Raw genomic sequence first — 12,809 nt, 5'->3', positions numbered from 1 at the left:
TTAGGCTGCCGGAATCACTTCTGGCCGGGAAATAACGATGCCCCATCTCCACCGTTCGGCACTGCCAGCATTGTGCCTGTCGCTGCTATTTACCAGCGCCTTTTCTGTCCAGGCCGCCGATGCGCCTGCGCCACCAGCCGAAAAACCGGCTGAACGCCAACCCTTGCCTGAGCGTAGCCAGGAAGAAGCCAGCGCCCTGGAACGGCAAATACCACGCGCCGAACAGCAACAGCTACAGGCCGGCAGCGATTCATTCCTGGCCTTGTGGAAACCGGCCAACAGCGCCGAACCCGAAGGTGTGGTGATTATCGTACCGGGCGCCGGGGAAAGTGCTGACTGGCCGCAAGCAATCGCACCATTGCGACGTAAATTGCCCGACGCCAACTGGGGCACCCTCAGCCTGTCGCTGCCGGACGTCAACATGGATACCCTGCCGCCCCGAGTGATCGAAGCGCCCAAGGCGACCGTCGACACCAGCAGCAAAGAAGGCAGCACGGCCGCCAAACCCATTGAACAGGCCGCCAGTGCCGAAGCCGAAGGAACCGATCCGGCAGTGGTGCCAGGCGCGGATGAACAGGAGAAGACTGACACCAAGCGCATCTTCGACCGCATCGACGCTGCGGTCGCCTTCGCCCAGACCCAAGGCGCGCGCAGCGTTGCACTGCTCGGGCATGGCACCGGCGCTTGGTGGGCAGCGCGCTACCTGAGCGAAAAACAACCGGCTCAAGTGCAAAAGCTGGTCATGGTCGCCGGCAAGACCCCGGCAGCTCGCCAGCCGGACCTGCAACAACTGGCCCCAGGCTTGAAAGTGCCGACGGCGGATGTCTTTTATCAAGACAGCGCCCAAGAACGCAAAAACGCGCAGGAGCGTAGCCAGGCGGCCAAGCGTTCGAAGAATGACAGCTATAAGCAGGTGTCGCTCAAGACGCTGCCTGGCAACAGCGCCGCCGAGCAGGAACAGTTGTATCGCCGGATTCGCGGCTGGTTGAGCCCGCAGGCCAGCACTGACTGAGGATCAGCACAACAGCAATGTGGGAGGGGGCTTGCCCCCGATTGCGGTGGGTCAGCCATCGATGCATCTACTGACACTCCCTCATCGGGGGCAAGCCCCCTCCCACATCGGGTTGTGGTTACCCCCCGCAAATACCGGCAGCTAACGAAAATCCCGGCGCTCGCGAATCAACGCATACGCGTTATGCAATTCACGGGTGCGCTCGGTGGCCTCACGCACTTGCGCGGGGCTGGCACCGCTGCCGGCGATCTTGTCCGGGTGGTGACGACTGAGCAGACGACGGTAGGCACGCTTGATCACCGATGGCTCGGTAGTGGAAGTCACCCCCAGAATCCGCAACGCCTCCTGATAGGCGCCACTGCGGCTAGCCAGCGGTTTACGTTCCGGCGCGTAGTCAGACGCCAGCGCCTGGAGCTGTTGCGGCGTCCACCCCAGCCACTTGCCCCACTGCTCGATCAGGTCGCGCTCGGCATCATCCGCCTTGCCGTCCGCCCAGGCCATGCGCCAGCAAGCCCGTAACACACCCTCCGCCGCATGGGGCTGCGCCTTGAGGAGGCGCAAGTAGGTGCGCACCCGATCAGAACCCGACTTGCCACGATTGAAGGCCATGATCGCTCGGCGTTGGGCCGGCTCGCTCATGTCCAGTGAACGCATTTCCTGCCGTGCCTGCTGGATATGCCCATCTACCACCCGACCATTGCTCTTGGCCAGGCGCCCCAACAGCACAAACAGCAGTTCGTCATTGCGCAACGCCGGGCGACCGCCCAGGCGCTCGCGCAATTGTGCCCAGCTTTGCAGTTGCAGGCGGCGGTCCAGCGCCTGCCCCAGTAATGCGCCCAACAAGGCCCCCGGAATACTGGCAATGGCAAAGCCAGCCCCGGCGCCGATCAGCGTCCCTGGCCACAACATCCTATTGCCCCGCTTTCAGCAGGGTTTCGACCTGCGCCAGACGCTCCAGCGTACCGACATCAATCCAGCGTCCCGTCATCTTTTCCCCCGTTACCAGACCTTTCGCCATGGCCTCCCGCAACAGCGGCGCCAGCTTGAAGGCACCCGCACTGCAACCCGCGAACAACTGGGGGTCGAGCACTGAAATGCCACTGAAGGTCAGGTTATCGGCACCGGGCGCCGCATCATGAAGCACGCCCTGATGCAGATAGAAATCCCCACCCGATGGGTGATGCGCCGGGTTGTCGACCATTACCAAATGGGCCAGGCCCCGCAGCGGTTGCCGCAGGCGGGTAAAGTCGTAGTCGGTCCAGATATCGCCATTGACCACCAGAAAGGGTTCAGCGCCTAGCAACGGCAATGCCTGGAAGATCCCGCCCCCCGTTTCCAGAGGCTCGCCTTCAGCGGAATAACGAATGCGCACGCCAAACTGCGCGCCGTCGCCCAGGTAACGTTCGATCTGCTCGCCGAGCCACGCGTGGTTGATCACGATATCGGTGAAGCCGGCCTTGGCCAGCGCTTCCAGGTGATATTCGATCAAGCGCTTGTCGCCCGCCTGCACCAACGGCTTGGGCGTGTGCAACGTGAGCGGACGCATCCGTTCGCCTTTGCCCGCCGCCAGGATCATTGCTTTCATACCCGCGCCTCGGCGGGTTGACGCAGGCTGGCGAGCAGGTCACCCAGTTCGCTCAGCTCCGCTCGGTCCGCCAGCACCGCTTCTATATAGGCGAAGAAGCGTGGCACATCGGCCAGGTAGCGTGGCTTGCCATCACGATGGCAGATACGCGCAAAAATGCCGATGACCTTGAGATGGCGCTGCACACCCATCAGGTCGCTGGCGCGCAGGAAGTCGTCGAAATCCGCCTGTACCGGAATGCCCAGTTTTCCAGCACGTTCCCAGTAGCCGCGTTGCCATTCACGCACGCGGGCCTGGGGCCAACTGAGGAACGCGTCCTTGAACAGGCAGGTGATGTCGTAGGTCACCGGGCCGTAGACCGCGTCCTGGAAGTCCAGTACGCCGGGGTTGGGCTGGCTGATCATCAGGTTGCGCGGCATGTAGTCGCGGTGCACCAGCACCATGGGCTGGGCCAGGGCGCTGTCGATCAGATGTTCGCTGATACGTTGCCAGAGGGCCTGTTGCTGGGTATCGAACTCGATACCCAAGTGCCGGCGCACGTACCACTCAGGAAACAATTCCAGCTCGCGACGCAGCAGGGCGACGTCATAGCTGGGCAGCGGCGTGTCCATCGGCAATTGCTGGAAAGCCAGCAAGGCGTCGATGGCGTCGGCGAACAATTGATCGGCATTTTGCTCGTCAATCACGTCCAGGTAGGTGTTTCTGCCCAGGTCATTGAGCAAAAGAAAGCCTCGCGGCAAATCTTCTGCGTAAATTTTCGGAACATTAATTCCCGATTTCGCGAGTAAATGAGCGATATCGACGAAAGGTTTGCAGTTTTCCTGGGGGGGTGGCGCGTCCATTACCACGAACGTCCGGCCACCGCCTTCCCAGCGGAAGTAGCGCCTGAAACTTGCGTCGCTGCTGGCCGCGGTCAATGTGGCCGGGGGTACCGGGCCCCAGTCCTGGGCATTGAAAAGGATCGGCAACTGCTCATCCAGCCAGACTTCCAGCTGTTGTAAACGTAGATCTTGCTCGGGCATTACAAGGGTCTCCGACGGCGCTAGCCGTCAAGCGGGGCATGCTTTATTATCACGCATCTTGTGCGACACGCGTAGCGTGTCTCCAGGTTGGCGGTGAGACGTCACCGTCAATGGTTTTCCCCAAGAAAACCGATAGCCCGGTAGCCAATCCGGGAAACAAAACAGCCCAGGGGTCCCACTGCTTAGAAGGACTCGTTGTCGCTGCGGCGACAATAGCGAACCCCAAAGCCGCTTAGCACTCAGAAGCGCGGCTATGGTCCGAATTTCGGACTGGGAGTGCCTACTTCACTACTGATGAGGTCTCTATGCGGAAACGTCTAGCCCTTAAAGCTGATGTATCGGCAAGTCAGACAGATATCTCCAAAGCTCTCGATGACGTCTTGTATCGACTGACTTGGAAATTTGCGGGAATGATATCGGCCTTTACGGTCGTCATTATTTGCGCCGTCTTCTACATCAGATAGCGAATCCACTCAGGCCCTAGGCCTACCCTTGCGGGATGAATCCCCGCAGGGATTCCTCCTGCCTTAAAACAGGAGGAAATACTCTTTGAGCGTGCTGCCTTGCAGTCCTCCGCTCACATCAAACCGGAGACACGAGTGAAAACTCTGTCTGTCATTGTCCAACTATCTTATTTTGAGATAGCAGCGGACTCGTTGTGCGACCAACGATAGCCTAGGAAAACATGCGTCACTGGTAACGGTGGGGTGTGAAGCTTTTCCGACAATGTAGTCCCCATCAGGGTGTGCTTTTGCCGTGAGGCAAAGTACAGACGCTCGGAGCAGTACCGGGTCGAGACGCTAGGCTGGTTGGCATGGGTAACGTAAGTGAACTGCTGATAAACGCCGTAATGATAAACATGCCAAAACTGCTGTCAGGCATGGACCAAAAGGTATGGGGCCAGTTATTCCTGTGGGATGTGGGAATACGTCGCTACAAGGCCTCCGGTGAAAAGGCAGACCCTAAACCAATCGTGTGACAGGTAGGGAACGTGGTAAGCCCGTATGGCCGCCTTCGGGCAGGTGAACCGCAAGGGGATCTGTTGGCTGTGCGGGTATGGGATCGCAGAAAAAGCGAACGCCGAGCTGTAATGGCGCGGATAGGGGTTGGAACATTACCCCACGGGAAACCGGGCAGACTTCTGCGTGGTCTTTTATCGCATGAACGCTGAGTAAACCTGTCTCAATCATCTTCGAAGTCCGGCAGTAATGGGCTTCTTATTCATCCACTCCTGACGGGAGCGTCCATTCCCGTCAGGGGATGCGTACGTCTTCTGCTCGGGAAACTTGAGAGGAAGGCAGCATGTTAGTACCTAGTCAACTGGCCGGGTCTGCGCCTTCCGGCGTTCCGCAGCATTGGCATGACATCGATTGGTGTCGTGTGCAGCAGAACGTACGGGCGATGCAGATACGGATTGCGAAGGCTTGTCGGGAAGGCAACTGGCGCCGGGTGAAAGCCCTGCAACGGATGTTAACCCGCTCTCGTTCGGCCAGATACTTGGCCATACGGCGAGTCACTGAAAACCAGGGCAAGCGCACGGCGGGAGTCGACCGCGTGCTCTGGGATACACCCGATGCCAAATGGAAAGCGGCAAATGGGTTGAAGCGCCACGGGTATAAGCCACGGCCACTACGGCGTGTGTTTATCCCGAAGTCGAATGGAAAAGAACGCCCTCTGGGCATTCCAACCATGACTGACAGAGCTATGCAGGCGCTATACCTGCTAGCCCTGGCACCTATCGCTGAGACCACCGGCGATCCAAACAGCTACGGCTTTCGGATCGAACGCTCCACGGCGGATGCGATGGGACAGTTGTTCGTTTGTCTATCCAAGAAAGCTTCGGCCCAATGGGTATTGGAAGCGGACATCAAAGGCTGCTTTGATCACATCAACCATGACTGGCTGATCGAAAATGTCCCAACGGACAAAGAAATCCTCCGAAAATGGTTGAAAGCTGGAGTGATTCACAAAGGCCAGCTACAGGCAACGAATGCCGGTACACCACAGGGCGGGATTATCTCGCCCACCTTGGCAAATTTGGTGCTGGATGGACTGGAAGCACAGCTCAAGCAACATCTGGGCGTGACGAAGGCGAAGAAGCTGAAAATTAACGTGGTGCGATATGCGGATGATTTTGTGATTACCGGTAGCTCGAAAGAGATGCTCGAAAATGAGATCAAACCTTGGGTTGAGCAGTTTCTCGCGGTGCGAGGATTGCAGCTGTCGCTTGAGAAAACCCACGTCGTCCACATAGATGAAGGCTTCGACTTCCTTGGTTGGAATTTCCGCAAATACGGCGGAAAACTCCTGATCAAACCTGCCAAAAAGAACGTGAAAGCGTTCTATAGGAAGGTAAAAGAGGTCATCAGCACTAACAAAGCGGTGAAACAGGAGGAGTTGATCCGCCTGCTTAATCCGATACTGCGAGGCTGGGCGCTGTATCACCAGCCTGTGGTCGCCAAGAAGGCGTACAGCCGCATGGACCACCAAATATTCCAAGCGCTTTGGCGTTGGGCGAAAAGGCGGCACCCAAATAAAAGTCTCGATTGGGTAAGGGAGAAGTATTTCCAAACCTACGAAAATCGAAGCTGGGTGTTTGCCACCACGGTCATAACGGAGTCAGGAGGCAAAGAGGCAATTCGGTTATACGCCCTAGAGGCCACGCCGATTGAGAGGCACAGGAAGATCAGCGGGGATTTCAATCCGTTTGATCCCTCTATGGAAGAAATGGGAGAGGCATTGCGGATGTCCCGGATGCTCGGGAAATTGAAGTACCGCAAACAAATTCTTCATCTATTTCAATCCCAAAAAGGACTGTGCGTACTATGCAAAAGCCCAATATCTAGGGAGACTGGGTGGCACGACCACCACATCATTTATCGCTCACAAGGCGGTGGTGACTCGCTGGACAACCGGGTACTATTGCATCCCATTTGCCACCAGCAGCTTCACGCTCGTGGACTAACAGTGTACAAACCGGCTCCCCCAAGGGGGGGCTTCGTAAAGACTTGAGCCGTATGCGCTGAAAGGCGCACGTACGGTTTTTAGGGGGGAGCAGACCAGAAATGGTCTGTTCCTACCCAACTTTCAGACCATCGAGAGGCGTGCGGCCCAAACCGCGGGCAGATGGCACGCAGGAAGCCCGGACTAATAAGATGGCATTGAAATCCCCCGCGTTTCGTAGAAAATTTCCGTTGCTGGTAACCGGCAGTCTGCTGGCCATGCAACCTTTCGCCACCTCATTCGTGGTCGCCGCGGAACAGTATGACTGCTCAGTCTCTGCTTCGGGTGCCTGGGATTGCGCGCCGAAAACCGCCGCCGCCCCATTACCACCGCGCCCGGTGCATGACGGTGCAGCCGTCAGCTCGGCCAACAGCACGGCGCAAGCCGATGCGGGTGGCAACGCCGAGGCCGAACCGAAAACCGCTCTGGTTACCGAATCCAAGGGCCGTGGCCTGCGCTCGCGCAGCGCCGACTACAGCCACCTGGACTGGGTACCTCGCGAGAAGCTGACGGCAGCCCAGTTGGCCGAAACCGGGCCTTATTGCGCCGGTGCGTACATCGAGCCGACTCGCCCCGGCATGAACGACAAGACGAACAAGAGCGATGCGCCGACCTTCATCGGCGCCAAGGCCTCTCGTTACGAGCAGGAGTCGCAAGTCGCGACCCTGGCCGGTGACGTCGTCATGCGCCAGGGCAGCATGCAGCTCGAGTCCCAGGAAGCCAGCCTGTATCAGGCCGAGAACCGTGGCGAGCTGAACGGTAACGTCCGTTTGCGCGACAATGGCGCGCTGATCGTCGGCGACCACGCGCAAGTGCAGCTGGACACCGGTGCCGCACAAATCGATAACGCCGAGTACGTACTGCACAAGTCGCGCATCCGCGGTAACGCGCTGTACGCCAAGCGTGCCGAAAACGCGATCATCCGTCTCAAGGACGGTACGTACACCACATGCGAACCAGACAGCAATGCCTGGCAGCTCAAGGGCAACAACATCACGTTGAACCCGGCCACCGGTTTCGGTACGGCGACCAACGCGACGTTGCGGATCAAGAACATCCCGATCCTCTACACCCCTTATATCTACTTCCCGATCGACAACCGTCGTCAATCCGGCTTCCTGCCGCCGAGCTTCAGCACGGGCAGTGAAACCGGCTTCACCCTGGTTACGCCATACTACTTCAACCTGGCGCCGAACTACGACGCCACGTTGTACCCGCAATACATGACCAAGCGCGGCATGTTGATGGAAGGCGAATTCCGCTACCTCACCAAATCCAGCGAAGGCCAGTTCGGCGGCGCGTACCTGAACGACGACAACGACGAGCGCAAAAAGCAGACCGACTACGAAAAAACCCGCTACATGCTCAACTGGCAGCATAAGGGCGGGCTGGATTCGCGTGTACTGACCCAGGTCGACTACACCCAAATCAGCGACCCTTACTACTTCCAGGACCTGAAGGCTTACCAGGAAGGTGTAGAGAGCCGCGATTACGTCAACCAGCAGGGCTCCGTGACCTATCGCGGCGACTCCTACCAGGCACGCCTGAACCTCCAGGCCTACCAACTGGCGACGATTTCCCAGATCACCCCGTATGACCGGCTGCCGCAGATCACCTTCAATGGCCAGCTGCCATACCATCCGGGTGGCCTGAACTTCAGCTACGAAACCGAAGCCGTGCGCTTTGAGCGGAACCTGGAGAACGGCACCTTTACCGACGAGAACGGCCTGGTATCGCCGCGCCTGGACACCTACGTCAGGGGGCTGACCCGTGCAAACGGTACGCGCCTGAACGTTGCTCCCGCCGTCGAATACCCGATGAACTGGACCTACGGCTTTGTGACGCCGAAGCTCAAGTACGTCTACACCAAATACGACCTGGACCTGGACAGCATCGGCAAGAACCAGATCATTGCCGATCAAAATGCAGCCGCCGCCGCCGGCACTCAATATGCGGGGGGTAGCTTCAAGAGCTCCCAGGATCGAGCAATCCCCGTCGCCAGCGTCGACAGCGGCCTGTACTTCGACCGCAACACCAACTGGTTCGGCAAGGATTATCGCCAGACCCTGGAGCCGCGTGCGTTCTACCTGTACGTACCGAACAAGGACCAGAGCGACATCCCGGTCTTTGATACCAGCGAGTACTCGTTCAGCTACGCCTCGCTGTTCCGCGACAACCGCTTCAGCGGCTCTGACCGGATCGGTGACGAGAACAAGCTGTCCCTGGGCCTGACCAGCCGCTGGATCGAAGATAACGGCTTCGAACGCCAGCGCGTATCCGTAGGCCAGGCGGTGTACTTCAAGGATCGCGAAGTCCAGTTGCCAGGTATCCTGGCGGCCGACCGCGCCGATGCTCAATCGGATGTCTCGCCAATCGCCCTGGACTACGAGTTCCGCTTCAACCGCGACTGGCGCGCCACTGCCGACTACAACTGGGACACCGAGGAACACAGTCCTCGTTCCGGCAGCGCGATGCTTCACTACCAGCCGGAAGACAACCCGAACAAGATCATCAACGTTGGTTATCGCTATCGTAACGACCAGGTCGTCTACAACCAGCTGACCGGCAAATGGCAGTTCGGTGGTGACTACGGCACTCCGGGCCAAGAGAACTTCGTGAAGGATTACTACAAAATCCAACAACACGACTTCTCGATGATGTGGCCGATCGTTCCGCAGTGGAACCTGATCACCCGCTGGCAGTATGACTATGCCCGCAACCGTACCCTGGAAGCCTTCGGTGGTTTCGAGTACGACAACTGCTGCTGGAAACTGCGCGTCATCAACCGTTACTGGGTTTCCAACGACGAATACAGCCAGATCGCCCCGCTTAACGAAAAGGGTGACCACGGGCTCTTCCTCCAGATCGTCCTCAAAGGACTCGGCGGCCTGACCGGCGCCAAGGTAGAGAGCTTCCTCGACAAAGGCATTGAAGGTTATCGTGAACGTGAAGACCAAGCTTTCTGATTGTCTGCGCCCGCTAGTGCTGGGCGCGCTGTTCCTCGGTACCGCATCGGCCCACGCTGCGGTTCAACAGCTGGATAAAGTAGTGGCCATCGTCGATAACGACGTGATCATGCAGAGCCAACTGGACCAACGGGTCAAGGAAGTTCAGCAGACCATCGCCAAGCGTGGCGGTGGTGTGCCACCTACCAGCGTCCTGGACCAACAGGTGCTGGAACGCCTGATCGTTGAAAACCTGCAATTGCAGATCGGCGATCGTTCCGGCATCCGTATCTCGGATGAAGAGCTGAACCAGGCCGTTGGCACCATCGCTCAACGCAACAACATGAGCATTGACCAGTTCCGTGCCGCCCTGGCCCATGACGGCCTGTCCTACGAGGACGCCCGTGACCAGATCCGCCGCGAGATGATCATCAGCCGCGTGCGTCAGCGCCGTGTGGCCGAGCGGGTCCAGGTCTCCGAGCAGGAGGTGAAAAACTTCCTGGCTTCGGACCTGGGCAAGATGCAGCTTTCCGAAGAACTGCACCTGGCCAATATCCTGATCCCGACCCCGGACAGCGCCAACGCCGAGCAGCTCAATGCAGCAGCGGCAAAAACCCAGGCGATCTACGACCGCCTGAAAGCCGGTGCTGACTTCGCTCAAATGGCGATTGCCCAGTCCGGCAGCGACAACGCCCTCGAAGGCGGTGACATGGGCTGGCGTAAAGCCGCTCAACTGCCACCACCATTCGACCGGGAACTGAGCGCCATGGAAGTGGGTGGCATTACCCAGCCAGCCCGTACCCCTGGTGGTTTCATCATCCTCAAGTTGCTGGAACGTCGTGGCGGCGAGACCTCGCTGAAAGACGAAGTCCATGTTCGTCATATCCTGGTCAAACCGAGCGAAATCCGCACCGAAGCACAAACCAAGGAACTGGCCCAGAAGATCTATGACCGCATCGAAAGCGGTGAAGACTTCGCCACCCTGGCCAAAAGCTTCTCGGAAGACCCGGGTTCGGCCCTCAACGGCGGCGACCTGAACTGGATCGACCCGAAAGCACTGGTGCCTGAGTTCCAGGACGTCATGGCCAAGACCCCGCAAGGCGTTCTGTCCAAGCCATTCAAGACTCAATACGGCTGGCATGTACTGGAAGTCCTTGGCCGCCGCGCCACCGACAACACCAGCCAGGCCCGCGAGCAACAAGCGTTGACCGTACTGCGTAACCGCAAGTACGACGAAGAGCTGCAAACCTGGTTGCGTCAGATCCGTGACGAAGCCTACGTAGAAAACAAGCTGCCAGGCGCCGAGCAAACAGGCACCAACCAGGCAACCCAGTGAAACCCCAGCGTTTTGCGGTGACACCCGGCGAGCCGGCCGGCATTGGTCCAGACCTGTGCCTGCTGCTCGCCTCACAAGCCCAGCCACACCCCCTGATTGCCATTACCAGCCGTGACCTGCTCCTTGAGCGGGCCACGCAACTGGGTGTGGCTGTCGATCTGCTGGACGTTGGGCCGGGGCACTGGCCTGACCTGCCGGCGCCGGCAGGCAGCCTTTATGTGTGGGATACCCCACTGCACGCTAAGGTGGTTGCCGGGCAACTGGACAAGGCCAACGCGGCCTTTGTGCTGGAAACCCTGACCCGCGCCGGGCAAGGCTGCATCGACGGCGACTTCGCCGGCATGATCACCGCACCGGTGCACAAGGGCGTGATCAATGAATCGGGTATCGCCTTTTCCGGGCATACCGAATTCCTTGCCGAACTGACCCACACCGCCCAAGTCGTGATGATGCTGGCCACACGCGGCCTGCGCGTCGCCCTGGTAACCACGCACCTGCCACTGCGCGATGTTGCCGACGCCATCACCGTCGAGCGCCTGGAGCGCGTGACGCGCATCCTGCACGCCGACCTGCAACAGAAATTCGGCATTGCCCAACCGCGCATCCTTGTCTGCGGGCTCAACCCCCATGCGGGCGAAGGCGGCCACCTGGGCCATGAAGAAATCGACATCATCGAACCCACCCTGGAGCGTCTGCGCCAAGAAGGCATGGACCTGCGCGGCCCACTGCCTGCCGACACTCTATTTACCCCCAAATATCTGGAGCACTGCGACGCAGTGCTGGCGATGTACCACGACCAGGGGCTGCCGGTGCTCAAATACAAAGGCTTCGGCGCCGCCGTCAACGTGACACTGGGCCTGCCGATCATCCGTACCTCCGTCGACCATGGCACCGCCCTGGACCTGGCGGGCAGCGGCAAGATCGACACCGGCAGCCTGCATGTGGCCCTGGAAACCGCCTATCAGATGGCCGAGACCCGTATATGACCGAGCATTACCAACACCGGGCGCGCAAGCGCTTCGGGCAAAACTTCCTGCACGACGCTGGCGTGATCGACCGTATCCTGCGCTCCATCCATGCCAAGCCTGAAGACCGTCTGCTGGAAATCGGCCCGGGCCAGGGCGCCCTGACCCAAGGCCTGTTGGCCAGCGGAGGCCAACTGGACGTGGTCGAACTGGACAAGGACCTGATCCCGATCCTCAACCAGCAGTTTGCCGACAAACCCAACTTCAACCTGCATCAGGGCGATGCGCTGAAGTTCGACTTCAACACCCTGAACGCGGCGCCCAACAGCCTGCGGGTAGTGGGTAACCTGCCGTACAACATCTCCACACCGCTGATTTTTCACCTGCTCAACAACGCCGGGATCATCCGCGACATGCACTTCATGCTGCAAAAGGAAGTGGTGGAACGCCTGGCTGCCGGCCCTGGCGGTGGTGATTGGGGTCGCCTGTCGATCATGGTGCAGTACCACTGCCGCGTCGAACACCTGTTCAACGTCGGCCCTGGCGCATTCAACCCGCCACCGAAGGTCGACTCGGCCATCGTGCGCCTGGTGCCTCACGCCGTACTGCCGCACCCGGCAAAGGATCACAAATTGCTGGAGCGCGTGGTGCGTGAAGCGTTCAACCAGCGTCGCAAGACCTTGCGCAACACGCTGAAGGCCCTGCTGAGCAACGCTGAAATCGAAGCCGCCGGCGTCGACGGCAGCCTGCGCCCCGAGCAACTGGACCTGGCTGCCTTCGTGCGTCTCGCAGACCAACTGGCCATCCAGCCTGCCCCCGCGGTGGAATAAACACCAGGAGCCGGTTTGCCAGCGATGGCGTGCTCGTCATTGCTATCGCCGGCAAGCCGGCTCCTGCCGGGCCAGACAGCATGTCTGGCCTAGTGCCCACCTCATGGCCTA

9 protein-coding genes are annotated in these 12,809 nt (G+C 59.4%); 6 read left to right on the top strand and 3 right to left on the bottom strand.

What is annotated here, in order from left to right:
• The first annotated feature begins 37 nt into the window (after positions 1-37).
• Positions 38-1,012 carry an alpha/beta hydrolase family protein gene (locus QU606_RS03180; protein WP_069077170.1) on the top strand — a complete coding sequence of 325 codons (975 nt, stop codon included), beginning with the start codon at positions 38-40 and terminating at the stop codon, positions 1,010-1,012.
• Between the two features lie 141 nt (positions 1,013-1,153).
• On the opposite strand, the gene QU606_RS03175 is transcribed toward QU606_RS03180, so the two are convergent.
• The 3 genes from QU606_RS03175 to QU606_RS03165 are packed head-to-tail and all read right to left on the bottom strand — an operon-like array spanning position 1,154 to position 3,619.
• Positions 1,154-1,921: a TerB family tellurite resistance protein gene (locus tag QU606_RS03175; RefSeq protein WP_024077712.1), complete on the bottom strand. Its 768-nt coding sequence runs from the start codon at positions 1,919-1,921 to the stop codon at positions 1,154-1,156.
• A 1-nt stretch (position 1,922) separates the two neighbouring features.
• Positions 1,923-2,597, bottom strand: a complete 675-nt coding sequence (gene murU, locus QU606_RS03170) for an N-acetylmuramate alpha-1-phosphate uridylyltransferase MurU (protein ID WP_168232754.1) — start codon at positions 2,595-2,597, stop codon at positions 1,923-1,925.
• Positions 2,594-3,619, bottom strand: a complete 1,026-nt coding sequence (locus QU606_RS03165) for an aminoglycoside phosphotransferase family protein (RefSeq protein ID WP_304998110.1) — start codon at positions 3,617-3,619, stop codon at positions 2,594-2,596. Before QU606_RS03165 ends, murU begins: the two co-directional genes overlap by 4 nt.
• 1,302 nt (positions 3,620-4,921) lie before the next feature.
• On the opposite strand from QU606_RS03165, the gene ltrA reads away from it, so the two are divergent.
• The 5 genes from ltrA (at position 4,922) to rsmA (ending at position 12,698) form a co-directional block, all read left to right on the top strand.
• Complete coding sequence (gene ltrA, locus QU606_RS03160) at positions 4,922-6,631, top strand: group II intron reverse transcriptase/maturase (RefSeq protein ID WP_304998109.1); 1,710 nt, start codon at positions 4,922-4,924, stop codon at positions 6,629-6,631.
• A 143-nt stretch (positions 6,632-6,774) separates the two neighbouring features.
• On the top strand, positions 6,775-9,588 hold the full coding sequence (locus QU606_RS03155; protein WP_304998108.1) for an LPS-assembly protein LptD: 2,814 nt from the start codon (positions 6,775-6,777) through the stop codon (positions 9,586-9,588).
• On the top strand, positions 9,563-10,903 hold the full coding sequence (locus tag QU606_RS03150; protein ID WP_024077716.1) for a peptidylprolyl isomerase: 1,341 nt from the start codon (positions 9,563-9,565) through the stop codon (positions 10,901-10,903). The genes QU606_RS03155 and QU606_RS03150 overlap by 26 nt, the downstream gene beginning before the upstream one ends.
• The gene (pdxA, locus tag QU606_RS03145) at positions 10,900-11,889 is read left to right on the top strand and encodes a 4-hydroxythreonine-4-phosphate dehydrogenase PdxA (RefSeq protein ID WP_304998107.1); all 990 of its coding nucleotides are present in this window, start codon (positions 10,900-10,902) and stop codon (positions 11,887-11,889) included. Before QU606_RS03150 ends, pdxA begins: the two co-directional genes overlap by 4 nt.
• On the top strand, positions 11,886-12,698 hold the full coding sequence (gene rsmA, locus QU606_RS03140; RefSeq protein WP_024077718.1) for a 16S rRNA (adenine(1518)-N(6)/adenine(1519)-N(6))-dimethyltransferase RsmA: 813 nt from the start codon (positions 11,886-11,888) through the stop codon (positions 12,696-12,698). The genes pdxA and rsmA overlap by 4 nt, the downstream gene beginning before the upstream one ends.
• Positions 12,699-12,809: the final 111 nt, after the last annotated feature.

Origin of the sequence: Pseudomonas sp. OVF7 (genome assembly GCF_030644265.1) — a bacterium.
GTDB classification, from domain to species: Bacteria; Pseudomonadota; Gammaproteobacteria; order Pseudomonadales; family Pseudomonadaceae; genus Aquipseudomonas; species Aquipseudomonas gorinensis.
Note: the sequence above shows the minus strand (reverse complement) of the source record. Positions and strands in the feature narration are given on the sequence as shown.

What these genes read in the sequence shown, in the direction of transcription:
- QU606_RS03180 (WP_069077170.1), top strand. Translation starts at nt 38, where the DNA reads ATGCCCCATCTCCACCGTTCGGCACTGCCAGCATTGTGCCTGTCGCTG.
- QU606_RS03175 (WP_024077712.1), bottom strand. Translation starts at nt 1,921, where the DNA reads ATGTTGTGGCCAGGGACGCTGATCGGCGCCGGGGCTGGCTTTGCCATT.
- murU (WP_168232754.1), bottom strand. Translation starts at nt 2,597, where the DNA reads ATGAAAGCAATGATCCTGGCGGCGGGCAAAGGCGAACGGATGCGTCCG.
- QU606_RS03165 (WP_304998110.1), bottom strand. Translation starts at nt 3,619, where the DNA reads ATGCCCGAGCAAGATCTACGTTTACAACAGCTGGAAGTCTGGCTGGAT.
- ltrA (WP_304998109.1), top strand. Translation starts at nt 4,922, where the DNA reads ATGTTAGTACCTAGTCAACTGGCCGGGTCTGCGCCTTCCGGCGTTCCG.
- QU606_RS03155 (WP_304998108.1), top strand. Translation starts at nt 6,775, where the DNA reads ATGGCATTGAAATCCCCCGCGTTTCGTAGAAAATTTCCGTTGCTGGTA.
- rsmA (WP_024077718.1), top strand. Translation starts at nt 11,886, where the DNA reads ATGACCGAGCATTACCAACACCGGGCGCGCAAGCGCTTCGGGCAAAAC.